Annotated in this window: 10 protein-coding genes; 1 reads left to right on the top strand and 9 read right to left on the bottom strand. The window is 45.5% G+C overall.

What is annotated here, in order from left to right; genetic code table 11:
- The first annotated feature begins 8 nt into the window (after positions 1–8).
- Complete coding sequence (locus tag AB4Z08_RS04025; protein ID WP_441572485.1) at positions 9–1,406, top strand: alpha-L-fucosidase; 1,398 nt, start codon at positions 9–11, stop codon at positions 1,404–1,406.
- A 72-nt stretch (positions 1,407–1,478) separates the two neighbouring features.
- On the opposite strand, the gene AB4Z08_RS04020 is transcribed toward AB4Z08_RS04025, so the two are convergent.
- The 9 genes from AB4Z08_RS04020 to AB4Z08_RS03980 form a co-directional block, all read right to left on the bottom strand.
- On the bottom strand, positions 1,479–3,083 hold the full coding sequence (locus tag AB4Z08_RS04020; protein ID WP_441572484.1) for an NAD(P)/FAD-dependent oxidoreductase: 1,605 nt from the start codon (positions 3,081–3,083) through the stop codon (positions 1,479–1,481).
- Between the two features lie 388 nt (positions 3,084–3,471).
- Complete coding sequence (locus AB4Z08_RS04015; RefSeq protein ID WP_441572483.1) at positions 3,472–4,320, bottom strand: hypothetical protein; 849 nt, start codon at positions 4,318–4,320, stop codon at positions 3,472–3,474.
- Between the two features lie 421 nt (positions 4,321–4,741).
- Positions 4,742–5,221, bottom strand: a complete 480-nt coding sequence (locus AB4Z08_RS04010; RefSeq protein WP_441572482.1) for a hypothetical protein — start codon at positions 5,219–5,221, stop codon at positions 4,742–4,744.
- A 72-nt stretch (positions 5,222–5,293) separates the two neighbouring features.
- On the bottom strand, positions 5,294–5,698 hold the full coding sequence (locus AB4Z08_RS04005; protein ID WP_441572481.1) for an SMI1/KNR4 family protein: 405 nt from the start codon (positions 5,696–5,698) through the stop codon (positions 5,294–5,296).
- 9 nt (positions 5,699–5,707) lie between these two features.
- Positions 5,708–7,441, bottom strand: a complete 1,734-nt coding sequence (locus tag AB4Z08_RS04000) for an alpha-L-arabinofuranosidase (protein ID WP_441572480.1) — start codon at positions 7,439–7,441, stop codon at positions 5,708–5,710.
- A 75-nt stretch (positions 7,442–7,516) separates the two neighbouring features.
- Positions 7,517–8,773, bottom strand: a complete 1,257-nt coding sequence (locus AB4Z08_RS03995) for a glycan-binding surface protein (protein ID WP_441572479.1) — start codon at positions 8,771–8,773, stop codon at positions 7,517–7,519.
- Positions 8,774–8,791: 18 nt separating this feature from the next.
- Positions 8,792–10,441, bottom strand: a complete 1,650-nt coding sequence (locus tag AB4Z08_RS03990) for a RagB/SusD family nutrient uptake outer membrane protein (protein ID WP_441572478.1) — start codon at positions 10,439–10,441, stop codon at positions 8,792–8,794.
- Between the two features lie 18 nt (positions 10,442–10,459).
- The gene (locus AB4Z08_RS03985; protein WP_441572477.1) at positions 10,460–13,651 is read right to left on the bottom strand and encodes a SusC/RagA family TonB-linked outer membrane protein; all 3,192 of its coding nucleotides are present in this window, start codon (positions 13,649–13,651) and stop codon (positions 10,460–10,462) included.
- 202 nt (positions 13,652–13,853) lie between these two features.
- A complete protein-coding gene (locus AB4Z08_RS03980; protein WP_441572476.1) occupies positions 13,854–17,957 on the bottom strand; it encodes a hybrid sensor histidine kinase/response regulator transcription factor in 4,104 nt (1,367 codons plus the stop codon).
- Between the last annotated feature and the right edge of the window lie 232 nt (positions 17,958–18,189).

Below are 18,189 nucleotides of genomic sequence, written 5' to 3'. Positions count from 1 at the left end.
ATTAGCTTGTGAAAAAGAATCAGATTATCAGCGTATTGGCCGCGTGGCTGTTGTTAGTAACAGGTATGGTGCAGGCGCAGCAGAACAAATCCCTGCATCAGTTGCAGCAGCAGTTTGTAGACCTGCGTTTCGGGATGTTCATTCACTTTAACATCCCTACTTTCATGGACGATGACTGGGCAGACCCGGAGGCATCTCCCGCTATTTTTAATCCGAAGAAGCTGGATTGCCATCAGTGGGCGGCAGCAGCCAAATCAGCGAACATGTCGTACGGATGTTTAACGACCAAGCATCACAGCGGTTTTGCCATCTGGAACACTAAAACCACTCCTTACAATGTGATGAATAGTCCGCTTAAAAGAGATGTGGTGAAAGAATATACCCAGGCATTCCGTGCGCAGGGGTTGAAAGTAATGCTGTATTACTCCATCCTGGATACGCATCATAAAATCCGCCCGGGTCAGATTACCAAAGCGGACATCGAAATGATCAAGGCCCAGCTGACGGAGTTGCTGACCAATTACGGTGACATTACCGCGTTGGTGATAGATGGCTGGGATGCACCGTGGTCAAGGATTTCCTACGATGATGTTCCTTTTGAGGAAATATACGGTTTAATTAAACGCCTGCAGCCCAACTGCCTGGTGATGGACCTGAATGCGGCCAAATATCCTGCAGAAGCCTTGTTTTATACCGACATCAAATCATATGAGCAGGGAGCTGGTCAGCATATTTCTACTGATAATAATAAGCTGCCCGCATTATCCTGTCTGCCTATCAATACAGCCTGGTTCTGGAAAGCGGATTTCCCCACCACGCCGGTGAAAGATGCGGATAAGCTGGTGAATGATAACATTGTTCCTTTCAACAAAGCCTGGTGTAATTTCATTTTAAACGTGGCGCCTAACCGTGATGGATTGATAGACAATAACGCATTGGCAGCGTTGAAAAAGATTGGTCAGCAGTGGAAGAATGCAGGGGCGGTGAGCGCTTTACCTGCATATGCAGCGCCCATTATATCTTCCAATATGGCCAAATTTCAGGCGGCCAATTCCAGTTGGAGTACAGATATGAACATCATGGATTTTGCGAATGATGATAATTTCAGGACTACATGGCAATCCAACCGCAGTGTAAAGCAGCCCTGGTTTGAAGTGGAACTGAATAAAGCGCAGGGTTTTAATATGGTGACGATTGTGGAAGATAAAGCGCGGATTAAAAAATATCGTTTGGAGTATAATGAAAATGGTGTGTGGAAGCCATTGCCATCAGAAAGTGATGATGCAGGCCGGGTGAAGATTCATCGTTTCCCGCGGGTATGGGGAAATAAGGTGAGGATCCTGATTGATGAATTTTCTGAAACACCTGCGATAGCGGAGTTTGGGGTGTTTAACGAGCAGCGGTAAATTGATTTTTTATTTGGAAATTTTGTTTTGAAGTCCGTCTTTCAAAACAAAATTTCCAAATGAATTAATGGGTTATTTTTTTTCCTCATGATATTCCTGCTCTGTGTTGATAGACCAGATATTGGATTTGGTAACAATACCATTTGAGATATTGTCTACCGCCACCATGGCCGTGAGCATAGAGTGATCGGAGTTATTGTATTTGTGCATGCCGTTGCGGCCCACGAGGAACAGGTTTTCGAAAGAATCAATATAAGTTTTTAGTTCCTCAAAACGTTCGTAGGTGCCCCAGTATGCCGGGTATGTTTTTTCCATTCTGAGTACGGTGGCGTCCAGTACATCTGCCTGTTGTGCCAGGCCTATTTTGCAGAGTTCTGTGATGGCAGTCTGGCGGATTTCTTCATCGGACAGTTCCCAGAAATCATCTCCTTTATTACAGAAGTATTCCATCCCAACCCAGGTAGTATCCGGGTCTTTTACCATATAGGGGCTCCAGTTATTAAAGAGTTGGAGGCGTCCTACTTTCACATCTTTTTCCTGTATATAGATCCAGGTATCTTTCAGTTCCAGTGGTTTATACTGGCCTGTTTTTTTATCTTCAAAGCTGAGATTTTTTAGTAAGATACCGATGGTGATGAAGTCACGATAATGCAGTCCTGCCGCAATTTCTCTGACATTGGCAGGTACATCGGTTTCCATGTCGGCCACCAGTTCTTTGATGGGCATGGTAGAAAAGAAATAATCCCCTTCCAATGTGACCACTTCGCCGGTTGTGCGGTCTAATACATCAATAGCGGTGATCTGGTTGCCGGATGAGTGGATCTTTTTCACGTCGTGCTGCATGAGTACAGTGCCGCCTTTGTTGATGACCTGATGTGCTACTTCTTCCCAAAGCTGACCCGGGCCATGTTTGGGATAGAGGAATTGTTCAATCAGGCTGGTTTCAACATTTTTTTGTTTGAGGTCTTTGGGTTTGCCGGCGGCTACGGCTGATTTTACGGCATGTGAAATTGCTTTGCCGATGGAAATACCTTTGATTCGTTGTGCGCCCCATTCTGCAGAAATGGAGCTACAGGAAATGCCCCATACTTTTTCGGTATAGTCTTTAAAGAAGAGGTGATACAGGGTTTTACCGAAACGGTTAATCATAAAATCTTCCAGGGATTTTTCATTTTTTCTTGGAAAAATCTGTGCCCACAGGTAAGAGAACATGATGCTGACAGTAGTGGTAAATCCCAGTTTACGCAGGGTGTCAATGGATAGTTGGATGGGATAGGTAAAGAATCTTTTGAGGAAATAAATACGCGAAAGGCGTTGTCTCACCAGCATAATCAGGTCCGGGTTAGGGGCTATCAGGGTATCGGTGTTGTTGCTGTTATTGCGGGGAGCTTTTACTTCTCTGGTTTTTGATTGGTAGCTGATAGAAAATATTTCCGCGGCTTCTTTATCCAGCGGCATCATGTTCATCCACCAGTCCATTACGCGATCGGATTTGGAGAAGAACCGGTGTCCTCCAATATCGATGCGGTTACCTTTGTAGTTGACTGTTTTGGAAATGCCGCCGATGTCGGTACTTTTTTCCAGCACTACAGGTAGGATACTGGTGCGCTGTAGTAATTCATAGGCAGCAGTCAGCCCGGCAGGGCCAGCGCCAATGATGATAGCTTTCTTTTGCATGAGCGAATGAGGTTGTTGAATAAATGATTTCTGAGGTGAGCATGTTGTGGTAACCTAATTGTCTGAGATGAAGTGTTGGAGTGGCATCCCACGCGCATAAAGATGGTGGAACCTGTTAAACGTTGGCATAGCAAAATGGTTTTATGCAGGTATTTCCGATGAAGGACTTACCTGTTTTGAGGGTGTATATATTTTTTTGGGTTAGCAGCAGATCATGATGGCTGCTCGCACTATACAAGTATAGGAGTTGTTACTGAAATGCGATAGCAGCAATAGCGGTTTAGCTTTTAGCCATTAGCTTTTAGCTTTTAGTAAATGCAGCGAGTACCAACATTTATTGATCTTCGCTGCATTTACTAAAAGCTAAAAGCTAATGGCTAAAAGCTTATTAAAATTTCCATTTGTAAAAATAGATGGGTGCATTTTTACCTTCGCTGATGGTTACATAGCCGTCATTACCAGGTGTAATGGTGACGCCTTCTCCCTGCTTTTCTGCTACATAGGGCAGTTCTTTGGCGGGTTTTGCCATGGCTTCTTCTACACTTTCATTGCTGTTGCGATGCCAGTAATAAATGGTGCTTAAAGTTTTGATAACTATATGGTGGCCGTCTTTTGAAATATCTCCGGAAGTAACCCAGGAATAAGGCAACCTGATGAGTTTTTCCAGCACTACTTTATCGCCGTCTTTGAAGAAAAGTTGTTTTGTTTTATACAGGCTCACTTCTTTTTCTCTTTTACTGACGATATAAATTTGTTTACTGATGGGATCAATCATCAGCGACTCTGCATCACGTGCGCCATTAGGGAATTTGAGCGTCAGCACATCGGGCGTGATGGTTTCGTCTTCTGCAGGTAATTTTTCCGGCTCAGGGAAACGGTAGATGCGGATATGTTTCCGGACGCCGCTATTATCGCCGATATCGCCTACATATACATACGACTTCCCTTTGACCGGTCCAATGCCTTCCGCAATATCTTCCCAATCGCGGTTACTGACACCATCCAGTTTAATAGTAGAGATGAGTGTCCCTTTGTTGTTGAGAAGATATACTTCCGGTTTATTGCCGCTGTCGTTATGCGTCCAGTAGCAGCCTTTTAAAGGTATGCTGGAAGCAATACCGGAGGCTTCCCTGATTTTATCAGTGGCAAGGTGGCCGAGTATCTCCGGAGTGGCTGTTTGAGCCAGGGAGGTAGCGGAAATCAACATGGAGAGAATACCAAGGGTTAGTAAGCGCATATGTTAAATTACAGAAAACTGTCGGAATGGAGATTTTTTCAGGTATTTTTTGTTGTGCATTTTTTGTGATAATCTGGATAAAGGGCAACCAGCTTGTTTTGATTTTTGAAAGGAATGATAGTGTTGTGATACACTATTATGAGGTGTTGAATTTGGTTGGATGGTTTATTTTATTGGACTTTTAGGCATCAGGAAAAAATGGATGGATGCGGTGAAACAGGAAAAGCTCATTTTTTGAGTAAAATGGATATAATCGTTTGATAATTAATGTTATAAATAGAATTGTTATTAAAATGCGGTGAATAATTTCGCTATTCGCCGCATGTTTTGCGGTGAATAAGCAGTCTAATCATCGCATAAACCAATATATTATTAATAGAAATGAGTCTGTGGTATTCTAGTCGGAGTTTTGGTGACTTACTCACACCGGTAAATCGTACACATAGACTGATGTCCCCCTGCCTTCAATGGCTTCCAGTATCAACGGTTCTATTTTATCCCAGGTGCCGCCCGCGAGGCCGCACCCAATCCTGGGCATATGTGCTGTTGCGTGCTCTTTTGCAGCAAAGGCAGCTACTTTATATAAGGCGGTTTGGATGGCTTCATAGCGCACGGGAGGCAGCACATCTGTAGTATGACGGGTCGTAATTTTATGTTGCCCGATCATATTTATAATCCATAGGTTTTCCTCTACTGCAACAATTTGAATGTCTCCTAAGACTGGTTTGAGATCTGCTTCAAAGGATGCTAAGTATTGTTTTTTAGCAGAAGGCCATTTTTTTGAAACAGGTAATACAAAGCCTTTTCCCCATGCACCGATATCATTGCATACATGTGCGATAATTTTTTTTCCGTCACCAACAGGTACGGTAGCGTCTCCGGTTAAATAATGAATGGGCATAACAAATCTTATTTTTCGATGGCAAGATAATCGAAAAAATCAGGTTGGGATAAATAGTGAGGTTGAATAATATCAATACAACAATTGAGAATCTTTATTAATCAGCAGTATCCCTTCTTTAAACGATAACGCTATGGGGTTTTGCTGATCTGTATCTTTGAATATGCCGGTTTGATTTTTCAGAAAGCCGATAGTATAACCGTTTATAGCAGCGTCAGAGAAGCCGATGAAATTCTTGTTTCCATTTTTGCGGTAAGATGCCAATATCCTGTGAATAGGCCATATGGAGAACATGCTGCCACGTACTTCCACATCAGCAAATCCATCCACTTGTAGATACAATTCCATAAAATCTCCGGGAAATCTAAAGCCCAATGCATTTTCTGTCTCCATGATCATTTCTATCAGTGCACCTTTGTTCAGTTTAATGCTTTCTATTTTCCATTGTTGAATAATGCTCTCTGTCCAGCTTTTCATAAACGACGATTATTTTTTATCAATCACAACATATACTACCGACATAGGAGGCAAAGCTACTTTAATACCTCCCTGCGTACCGGCCGCATTGGCTTTTACGGCATCATAATTTGGAGGACCACCAGCGGTACCGGCGGGCCCGTTGTCGTTTACCAATACCTTGCGGCCAAATCCGCTAACACCTTCACCGCCGGAGAGCGTGTACCAGTAGTATCTGCTGCCTGCATTGAAGTTTTTAAATTTCAGCTGTACATTTTTTGGGAGGTTGCCTTTATTCACCAGCACGGCAGATATTTCTCCGGAACTGAAGGTAGAAGCATAAGAGATGACATTGGTATCTGTAGATGCCGCATTGATGGCTCTGTCGCCCAATGTCTTTTGGAGGAAATACAGGTAATAGAATGCAGGTCTTGGTTCCCAGCGTTGTTCGCCGGAAGCGGCGGCGCCGTCACTAAAAAGCCCGTGGTCATTTCCATTATCCCAGGCATTGGCAAGATCCCAGCGGCTGGCCATCCCGAATTTATTTTTCATCAGTTCCTCCAATACCAGCACTGCGTGTATACCGGCTACCTGTGATACCATTTGTTTGGATCCGGTAGCGAAAATATTCCATTCGGTTAGTGCAACAGGTTTTTGTGATACGCCGGCTGCCTGTACGGAAGCGTTTACGTGATTGTAAATTATTTTAGTGACTGTGCTGGCGGTGGCCAGTATTTCAGAAGGCGTGGAGTTGGTATTGAAGGGGGTATAATAGCTGTGAACAATATAGAAGTCGGCCGCGTTGCCGGTCTGCTGTAATACGCCACTGTTCCAGCTTTTGTCGGTAGCCGTAGCCCATGACGCCGGTTCCTGCTCCAGGAGTTGTACACCAATGAAAATAGTTTTACCAATTTCCGTGGCTGCTTTACGCAGGGAGTCGATAAATACTTTTGCATGGCGACCATACAGCTCCCCCGTGATCAGCAGTGGTTGTCCGTCTTTGTTTTGTGACAGATCAATGCGATAGCCTGCCTGCCAGGTGCCGTTGCTTTCGTTGCCTATTTCCCAATATTTGGTACGACCATTATCGTAACGTACCCAATCGGCTGCAAGATGTGCGGCGGCAGCTACGGGGTTGTTGCTGTTACCATACCTGGCATATCCATAGTTCAGCGTAATGATGCCTTCGTTGTTGGTTTGTTGCAGCATCCGGTAGTAGTTGTCGAGCGACAATGTCCAGCTATCGTTATTGCGGCCATACCAATAGCCTGCATTTGCCATCGTGCCATTCATGTCGGGAATGTTGACAGGAGCGTCTGTCGGCGGATTACCCGGTGTACCATTCCAGAAATAAATACTACTCAGATTGCCACCCGGAAAACGGATAATGCCGGGATGTAATTTGGTGATATGTCCCATTAATGTAGGTTCTGTCACCATCTGCGTCATATATAAATTACTGTTGTTGCCAAACAGTGCGGGTGAAATTTTCGTAATAATCGTTGAGGCGTCTACCGTAACGGTAGTATTCGCATCTGTAGGTGTAGCCGTCTCGTTAAATGGGGGCGTCGTAAACTTTTTTGCGGTCCAGGCATCTTTAAAAAATCCTTCTGTTGCGGCGGTGGCGGGGTCTGGTGGCGTAACTACCGTAATGGTGGTGTCAGGTTTATTACCATCGCCTGTTGGGGTGGAAGACTTTTTACCACATGCGCCGAGGGCGAAGAGCAACAGGCATATCCATACCATATCATTTGCTTTTTTCATCTGATCAGATTGTTCGGTCGTTGAAATACCGGGCATCACACGATGGATGCCCGGCTGAATTGACCTACTTAAGAATTATTTTATTTTAATGATTCTGAAATTATCATAAGCAGTATTGTATACTTCTACACCTGCAGCCTCTGTAATGATGCGGTAGCCGAATGTTACTTTCGCATCCGCTTTCAGCAGGTCGCCCATAACAGCGGCATTGGCGCCGGTGCCTTCGATGCCATCGGCAGTGAGCTTAAAGTCTGATAGTTTAACAGTAACGGTCTGCCATTTGTTATTGGTATCGAACGATTTGTTGGTAGCCATTAACCAGGGCTGATAGCGAAAGCAATATTTATCATTGAAGCGAAGCACGTTGATGCCTGCGGTCCATGGTTCTTTGGTATTGATTTCAAATTTCAGGGCGTACTGCGATGCCTCTTTTGTCAGCACATCTGCTGAAAACATGGCTACATCATTGAAGTTGCCGGAGCGATTACCATTCCACCATCCGCCGTCATTAGCGCCTACCCCACCGAAGATATTCTGTAGGTATGCGCCCCTGGTGCCGGGAAAAAGAGTGGCATCGCTGGTTCTGTTGGCTCCCCACCAGGCCCAGTTGAATACAGGCGTTTCACCGGTTTCTCCATCGTTGGTTAAATTGCTGATAACATCACCGCTGGCATGATCATTCAGCGGTCCGTCAGACAGTGCCTTGCCGTATTTGGCTTGTATCACCAGCCTGCCGGTATCAGTGCCCAGGTTGGGCATGATAAGTCCTACTCTTGTGCCACTGGCATCAGCTACAAACGAAGTAATTTCTCTTCCCCCCGGAAGCGTGATCTTATCTATCAGGAACAGGCTGGAGCCATATATGATCAGTGAATCACCGGCCAGCGCATTTTCATTGGAGATAGACGTGATAGAAGGTGGTGGTATATCTAACACAAAAGCGAAAGCGGCTTCACCATGCGTAGTGGTAACTTTTATCTGGTTAGGTACTTTCGGGTCGGTGGCCTCTGTGGGAGCATTGCCCGGAATACTGAGAATGATGTGTGTATTGGTATTATAGGTAGGATTTGCGTATGCACTCATGCCGTTGAAAGTGATACTGACTACGCCACCCAGGTTTTGACCGGTGATCAGGATCAGGGTGCCTGGTAATGCTTTGGTAAAGGCACTATCCTGCAGGGCGGAATCCAGTAGTGTTACTTTGGTGATCACCGGTGGACCGGACAGTTCATTGTTTTTAGAACAGGAAATGAGCAGACATAATATTACTGCCAGCATGCCTGTAATGAGTCCGCCATGTTTTTTATATGATGTAAGATGGTAGTTTGTCATACGTGTACTTTTTGAAGATTAATAGGGATAAGGCACCGGTGGTTTCCTGAGATTGGGTGCTGCTGATAATTCAGCGGCGGGATAAGGTAACAGGAAGTTGCTTTCTGTAACAGGGTAGAAAGCAGGGGTGTCGGAGTTAATGGTCCAGCTGGTGGCATTGGTCGCCGTATTAGGCACAATCCGGTAGGTGCCTTTATCCTGGGCATTCAGCAAGGCAATGGCTTTTTGCGGATTGTAATAATGCAGGCGTAGGATATCGTACCATGCCTGACCTTCCATAGCGAGTTCCAGTCTTCTTTCTTTATAAATATCATCCCAGGTAATGCTTGTTTTATCACCCAGTCCGGCGCGTTTGCGGACCGCGTTGAAATATTTCAGTGCTTCTCCGTCAGAAGTGCTGGCAGCATTGCCTAGTATAGCCTCTGCATACACCAGGTATACATCTGCCAGTCGCAGCATATAGGTATTAATTTCTGTATGCTGCTGGGTTACTTTGCCGTCATTATCTTCTGGTCTGCCTACTACATATTTTTTAACCCAGGCGCGTGTGTTGTACCTGTCAGTGCCGTTAGAATTCCATGGCACCTGTAATTCCTGGATGATCTTTTTACCGGGATTATTAGGGTCATCTACTGACTGATGGATGTAGGAGTAGTGATCACCGGGGAACATAAAGGTACCTTTACGTCTTTTGTCATTGGGAGAATATAACCTTAACTGGTCCAGTGAAGCGCCGAGATCACTTCCCCAGCCATCGGCAAAGCCGGTGATTTCAGAGCCGTAGGCGAGAAATGCCTGCACACTGTTTTGTGTGCCCCAGTCGCCATCATATTTCCATTGCAGGGAAAACAGGCTTTCGGAATTATTGTTATTTTTTGTGAGGAATAAGTCTTCATAGTTATTCAGCAACGAAGCACCACTGTTGACAATGACATCGTTGGCAAACCATTTGGCGCTATCCAGGTCTGCCTGTTTGCGTGTCATAGAGCTGCCAAGACCCGCGCGGGTGAGGTATATTTTTGCAAGCATACCTTCTGCCGACCATTTCGTGAGACGCCCTTTCTGGATAGGTGTAGCAGGCAAATTGGCGGCAGCAAACCGCATCTCCCGGATAATAAATCCCCATACTGTTTCCACTGTATTGCGACTAACAGAGGTATCTGTTACCAGCTTATAGTTATCCTCGATTACCGGTACCGGGCCCCAGTTTTGTACGAGGTAGGAATAGGCCAGTCCACGCATGAAACGTCCTTCTGCGATGGCAGCATTTTTTATATTGGCGGGTACTGATGCTGCCGTGTATTTGGTGATGTTGTTAATCGCCATATTGGACTGTGCTACCACGTTGAAGAAAGCCGTCCAGGAACTGTATACTTCTGGAGTAACGTCTGTGGTCTGCATCCGGATGTTATCCACCTGGTAGGAGCCTGACATGAGCACACCGGCTCTTCCATCACCGACACCGTTGGCAGCTTTATCATTATATGCAAACCATACGATGCCATACAACGGGGCGGTGCCAGCCATTACCTGGTCGGAGGTCTGGTAGAAATTAACATCCACGATGGCATCTTCCGGGGGCCTGTTTAAGAAGCTCTTACTACAGCTGCCCAGGATAACCAATAATGTGAAAGCGGTCAGGTATCTTGTATAAAAATGATTGTTCATTGTAATTTTTTTACTGCATTAAAAATCAATACCTACACTGGCGGAATACATCCTGGTTAAGGGATATCGGCCGGCATCCACGCCATAGAACTGGCTGTTTAGCTGCACTTCTTTGCCAAGAGAGGCGCCTACTTCCGGGTCATAGCCTTTGTATCTGGTAAAGGTGGCCAGGTTCTGTACGCCGATGGATAACCGCACGGCTTTGATCACCGGTTGTTGTTTGATGAGAGAGGCAGGCAGGGTGTATCCCAGCTGAATATTTTTGATCCTGATATAGGAGCCATCTTCTACAAAGAGGTTAGTGAAGCGGTTGCCATTGCCGTTTACATCTGTACCGGTAATTCTTGGTACGGTAGTACCAGGATTCTGGAGGGAAGCTTTTGTTCCATCGCCGGTTACACGTGCATAGTCAAATGCTTCCACCAGCAGGTTGCGTCCCAGGTTGATATTATTGGGATTCAGATTTTCATAGCGCAGGTAGTTGTAGATGTCGTTGCCTTGTGTGCCGGTAATCAGGATGTTAAGATCAAATCCTTTATAGGAGAAGGTATTGGACATACCGAAAGTGAGCTTGGGCCATGGGTTGCCGATATTGGTCTGATCACGGGAGTCGATGATACCATCGCCGTTCAGATCTTTATATTTTATATCTCCTACCCATACACCGCCATCTTTGGCAACATCCAGCCTGCTGCCATCGGCTTTTGCAGGAACTGCACTTTTGTTAATTTCATCTACAGAGGTGAACAATCCATCTGCTACGTAGCCGTAAAACAGCCAGGGTGCCTGGCCTACAGTAGCACGTGCACTGAAATTATTCATATACCATGCAGAGCGGGTAACTACGGCTGCATCTGAATAGAATTCGGTGATTTTTGTTTTGAAAGAAGATACGTTGAAGTTGGTTCTCCACACAAAACCACCGCTGCTCTTTATGTTTACGGTATTCAATGTGATGCCGAAACCTTTGTTCTGCAAGGTGCCTATGTTCACGGTAGGAGGAGTAATAGCACCTTCTCCCTGGGTTCCCATATAAGCAGGCAGCGGATTTAGCAGCAGCAGATTGTTTGTTTTTTTGATATAGTAGTCCGCTTCCAGTTGTATCCTGTTATCCAGTATGCTGAGATTAAATCCAATATTTTTTGTGGTAGTGGATTCCCATTTGATATCAGCGTTACCGTATACGTTGGATTTATATCCATTTCCCCAGGGAGTGGTAACTGCACTCAGACTGGAGTATTGTCCGCCGCTACCTGTGCTGCCGGTGGTGCCATATTCCGCGCGTATCTTCAGGTCGTTGATGAAGGGAACATTTTTCATGAATGGCTCACTGGTAATACGCCAGGCAGCAGATATAGAAGGGAAGTATGCCCACTGGTTGTTAGTGCCGAAGATAGAGGAGGCATCTGCACGACCCGCCAGTTGGAGAATGTATTTATCGTTATACACGTAATTAACACGTCCGAGATATGATTCCAGTGCGCCGGAGCCTTTACCGCTACCAGTGCTTTGTCCCTGCGCATTACCCAGGTTAATGGAGGGGATTTCGTTGCTGGCAAAACCGATGCGGGTAGCGTTGTAGCTCTGGTAGTTCCAGGCCTGCGCTTCATGGCTCGCCATCACCCCGAAGCTGTGTTTCTTAATTGTTTTATTGTATTGTACCAGTTCATTCAGGTTCCAGTAGAAGTTTTTGTTGGTACTGATACTCATAGTGGCATTTTCATTGGAATTATATCCCAGCTGGTAGGTGGGCGTAAATTTGGCGCCATCTGCATATTCGAAGTTGCCGTTGAAGCTGGTTCTAAAAGTAAGGCCCGGGAGAATATTGATTTCTGCACTGAGACCGCCCAAACCACCTGTTCTCTTGTAGTCGTTGCTAATAAGACTTGCGATCGCCAAAGGATTCAGCGGGGCATACTTTGCATTGCTGCCATACTCATTTTCTGTAGCGCCACCCCAGGAGCCATCCGCATTTTTTACCGGGATATTAGGTGCCAGGTTGATCGCATTACGGATCACATCTTCGCTGGTAGAAGCCAGCTTTTCTTTGGTCTGGTAGAAGTTGAGAGAGGTACTTAATTTAAGCCAGTCAAAAGCTTTGTTGTCCAGGTTCAGCCGGAAAGAATACCTGTTGAAATCAGATCCGGTAGCGACACCCTGCTGACTGAAATATTCACCCGCCATATAATAGTTGGTCGTTTTGGTACCATTGCTGACAGTGATCTGATGTTTTTGCAGCGGCGATACTTTGAAGAGTGCTTCCTGCCAGTTGGTGCCGGCGCCGAGCACCGAAGGGTTTTTGAATTCTGCAGTGGGCGTGCGGTTCAACAGTGTAGCAATTTCGTTGTTCATGATGGCAAATTGTTGCAGGCTCATGGTTTTGATGGGGTCTGGCTTTTCCTGGGCAGTATAGAGATAGTTGTATCCCACTTTCAGCCCTTGCTGACCTCTTTTGGTGGTGACCAGTATTACCCCGTTAGTTGCGCGGGAACCGTAAACAGCGGTTGCGGAAGGACCCTGTAATACTTCCATGGACTCAATATCTGAAGGGTTAATACCCGCAAGTGGATTAACGGAGCTGGTAGCACCATAGGAAACGTTGGCAGGCTGTATCTGTACGCCGTCAATAACATACAAGGGTTCGTTGGTGTTACCAATGGTGTTAACACCGCGGATATTGACAGAGATGCCGCCTCCGGGTTGCCCGGAGTTTTGTGTAACGTATACACCCGCTGCGCGGCCCTGTAAAGCCTGATCCAGGGTGGTGTTGATCGTTTTGTTAATGTCTGCGGAAGAAATGGATACCTGCGCGCTGCTCTGATCTGTTTTCTTCATGGTACCATAGCCTACTATCACTACATCCTGCAGGGCACTCCGGGTTTCATTCAGTACTACGTTCAACGTCATAGCATCGCCTACTTTTATCTCTTTGGCGGTAAAGCCAATAGAGGTAAAGACTAATACCTGACCAGGGGCAGCAGCGATGCTGAACTTACCATACTGGTCTGTGGCCACCCCGGTGTTGCTGCCCTTAAAGATGACGGATGCGCCGGGAACAGGTTGTCCTGATTCATGAGCGGTTACCGTGCCGGTAACTTTTTTTCCTGATGGAGGTGGATTTTGTGCTTTTGCTGTAATGGCAAAGGCACAGCAAGTGATCGTTAACCATACCCATAGGAATGGCCTTCCAGTAATACTGGCTCTTTTCATACGTGGAGAAATTAAAAATTTTAAAAAAGAAACGAGTGTCGATTTTGGTTTGCTACTTCATAGACTTATTCATTCGTGGTAATGGAAATAAAGTTATTTCTATTACCACGAACACAGGGTAGCGGGATGTGTATAATTCAGGATATTATGTTGCATGCAGGGGGTATCAAATGTATCACTCCAGGGGGTTGTTTTGTTGCAGCTACTCTTTCCTCATTGCCATTGCATAGGCCGAAGGGAGCATGTTGTAGGCCATTTTAAAATATTTTGTAAAGTACTTCGGATTATTAAATCCTACTTCATAAGCCACCTCTGTTACATTCATTTCTGTTTGGGTAAGCAGATAAGCGGCGCGTTGCAGGCGTACGCCCCGGATAAATTCTATAGGTGGCTGTCCGGAGATGGCATAGATGCGGCGGTAAACAGATACCCTGTTCATAAATAGTTCCCTGCTGAGTTCTTCCACAGAGAAGTTGGCGTTAGAAAGATTCTTTTCCACAATTTCCAGTGCTTTCTGCATAAATTTTTCATCAGCAGATAATACGGTGCCTGTATCGGCAGGAGGGGGCAACATCATCATTTGTTTTGCCGGCGCCCTGCGTGTCAGCAGGTTACGCACCCTCGACAGCATAATCTCAAACCTCACAGGCTTCACCATATAATCATCGGCGCCTTTTTCCAGTCCCTGGAGTTGTTCTTCTTCGCCCGTCATAGCCGTTAATAATATGACAGGGATCTGCCGGGTACGGTTATCGCTCTTGATTTTTGTGCATAAGGCGATGCCATTCATCACCGGCATGTTTACATCACTCACCACCAGGTCGGGGTGGGCGGATAGCGTTTTTTGCCAGCCGGTCAATCCGTCTGGTGCTTCTATAATATGATAGTACGCCTTCATGTTTTCTTTCAGATAGAAACGGAAGTCGTCATTATCTTCTACCAGCAGGATAGTTTGCTTTTCCTCTTTCTTTAATGTGGTATGTACTTTAGGAAGTACCGATTCCTGCTGCGGCTGTTCATATATATCGAACGGGCCTGTTTCTGTTATTTCGGTCATTTCTTCCACTTCCTGTTGAGTAGCCACCGGCAGTATTTCCAATGGCAGGTGCAGGGTAAAGCAGGTGCCTTTATTCACTTCACTGTCTACCACGATGGTGCCCCTGCAGAGTTTTACAAATTCTTTGGTAATGGCCAGCCCGATACCACTGCCCTGGTTGACAAATCCTCCGGGAGAATCGCTATGGAAAAACTGTTCGAAAATTTTTTCATGCCTTTCCGGCGGGATACCTATACCGGTATCTGCTACTTTAATTTCCAGCAGGGCCTGGTCATCTGTGGTGCGGAAGCTGGTGAATACTTTAACGGCGCCTCCTGCCAGTGTGAATTTGAAAGCATTGGAGAGCAGGTTATAAAGAATCCGTTCTATTTTATCGTGGTCAAAGCTGGTGTATAACGTTTCATTGTCTGCATGAAAAAAGAACTCCACCTGTTTACGCTCTGCCAGGTCTGTAAAGGAATATACTACTTCCCGGATAAAGCCAATGATGTCGCCGGTGGCCGGATTTAGCTTCAGCTCCTGCATTTCCATCTTCCGGAAATCCATCAACTGGTTAGCCAGGTAGAGCAGCCTTTTGGCATTACGGCGTATCAGGTATAGTTTATGACGGAAGTTATGATCTTCTTCGTGGGTAATCACTTCTTCCAGTGGCGCCAGTATCAGGGATACCGGTGTTCTGAATTCATGGCTGAGGTTTGTGAAAAGTTTGATCTTCAGCATGTCCAGTTCATGCAGTTGCCGGGCTTCTCTCCGTTCCTGCTGTAATGCAAAGCGGCGTTGGGCGCGTTGTAAAACAATTTTTCTTAGTAACAACAGGATGGCGGCAATGAGCAGAACATAGCACACATAAGCCAGCGGCGTTGCCCAGAAAGGAGGTAGTATGCGGATGCGCAGTGATATGCCTTTCCAGGGTTGGGTGTTGTCATCGTTTACCGCTTTCAGTAACAGCGTATAGTTGCCGGGGTTAATGTTGGTATAAGTGATACGCCGCGACTTCCCATCGGTAGTTTGCCATTCTTTATTAAAGCCTTCCAGTTTATAGGTATAGGTATACCTGTTTTTATCTGTGTTGGTAAAATCGAGTGCCGCGAAATCAATGGAGAAATCATTTTCATTGTGGCGTAGCACAATTTCACGTATTTCAGGCATGGCAGCCGGTAGTATCACATGATTGTTCCGTTTTTCATTTACGGCAATGGTGCGGTTAAAGAGTTGCAGACTGGTGAACACGATGGGGGGCTCGTGTCTGATCTGTTTTACTTTAGCCGGATCCAGGATGTTGAATCCATCTGCTCCGCCAAATAATAATTCGCCGGATTTTAGCTTAAGAGCAGCGTTTACATTAAATGAATTACCCTGCAGGCCATCTTTTTCATCATAATTATGACAGCTGATACTAATTGTACCTTTTGGATCGGATTGTACGATTATTTTACTTAACCCATTGGAGGTACTTACCCAGAGATGATGATCATTATCTTCCAGTATGGAAATAATATTATTATCGGGTAAACCATCCTGCATACGAAAATTGATGAACTGCTGTTTCTCCGGGTTATAGGCACTCAGTCCGTCACGGGTGCCTACCCACATGATACCACGACTGTCGCAGAGCAGGGAGCTGGTGTTGTCGTTGCTCAGCTGATGAGTCTCACGGAGGTAATGTATATATACTCCCTTGGCTTTGTCCAGTACATCGATACCATAGGCGGTTGATATCCAGAGATTTCCTTTTGTATCTTCTGTCAGATCGGTGATATAGTTGGAATGTACGGAGTTGGGTATGTTTACATTGTTATGGTAGAAGGTGCCAGCAGAGCGGTCAAATCTGTCGAGGCCCCCGCCCAGCGTGCCTATCCAGAAGTTTTGTTGTTTGTCTTTGAAAATCTTCCAGACGGTTTTATTGCTCAGACTCTTGCTGGTGGTATCGGTGCGATAATGCGTGAAGGTGCCATTGCGATAGTTGTCGAGCCCCCCGAAATAATATCCGATCCACAGGCTGTTATCGTCGTCCACATAAAGACTTAAGATTACATAATTACTAATGCTATTGTTGTTAAGGGGCTGATGCGTCATTCGCGTGAAGGTGTTAGCGTGCCGGTCGAAATAAATTAATCCGGCGCCATTAGAACCTATCCATATGTTACCATTCCGGTCTTCCGCAAAACAGTTTACATCATTATAACTCAGGCTATGTGCATCTGCATATTTATGTACATAGAGGTCGAATTTCATCATGTTTTCGGCATAGTAGCTGATGCCTCTTTTATAGGTACCACACCAGATAATACCCAAATCATCTTTGTACAAGGCGTAAATGGCGTTTTCCGCCACGCTTTTCACATCTTCTTCTCTTCTCTGCAGATAGTAAATCGTAAAGTTTTCTTTGTCCAGCACATTGATGCCGCCGTGGTCTGTTCCAATCCAGATCTGTCCTTTTTCATCCTGGACAATGCTGTTGACGATATCATTATTTAAAGCGCTGTTTTTTGATGATAACCGCCGTACCGCGCCATTTTTGCTATTGATATATATGACACCGAAATCACTGCCGGGCATGTATACCCATATGTCCTGCTGTGCATCTGTAAACAAACGGAATGATATCGGTTTATTATCTACGAAACGGGTAATGGCATCCGAGTGTGTCAACAGCTGGTTGGTGTTGATATCCAGCATATCCAATTCGCCATTCAGGTAAAGGACCCCGAGACGGTTGGCGGCTGTTTTCGTAATATCTGCTACCGCAATGCCGGCGTGATGGAGGATACGGGTAACAGCTCCCTTCTTTTTTTCATTGATACGATAGATGTTACCATCCTGGTAGCCTATCCAGAAGGAGCTGTCGGCTTGCTGGGTGCAGGTAATACCTGTTACCGGAAGGCCTTTGCTTTTCAGCCATGCGCCGGCATCTGAAAACTGTTCTTTTACAGGATCATACAGCACATCCCCTGCGCGCGTACGGATATAAAGTCGGTTGCCGGGGGCTCCTGTAATACCAGTTACATAATCATCGGAGATGGAAGCCGGATCGGCAGCATTATGCCGGAATATCCTGCAGGTGAAGCCATCATACCGGTTGAGGCCACTCATCGTACCAAACCACATAAATCCACGGCTATCTTTGAAGATGCAGTTGACCTGGTTGTTGGAAAGGCCATTGTTTACATTCAGGGAGGAAAACTCCTGGGCATTGGCATACAACAGCAACGACATTAACAGTGGGATCAGTATAGTTCTTTTTAGCATAACGTGTTGAAGGCATTAGCATAAATATAAACATATTAGGCTGATAATGTACAAGTGTATGGGAGACACTTAAACAAGCGGCTCCGACTGAAACAAGAACGCGTTTTATTTTTCTTTTGAATAGGGAAATGTTTTGGTGTCTATAAGGGATAAAAGGCGTTATGTAAGAAAGTATCTTTAAATGAAGAAAATATCACCCTCCCTGGTTAAGCAAAAAAATCCCGGCTGCTAT

It is taken from the genome of Chitinophaga sp. RAB17 (assembly GCF_052114225.1).
GTDB lineage: Bacteria > Bacteroidota > Bacteroidia > Chitinophagales > Chitinophagaceae > Chitinophaga.
Note: the sequence above shows the minus strand (reverse complement) of the source record. Positions and strands in the feature narration are given on the sequence as shown.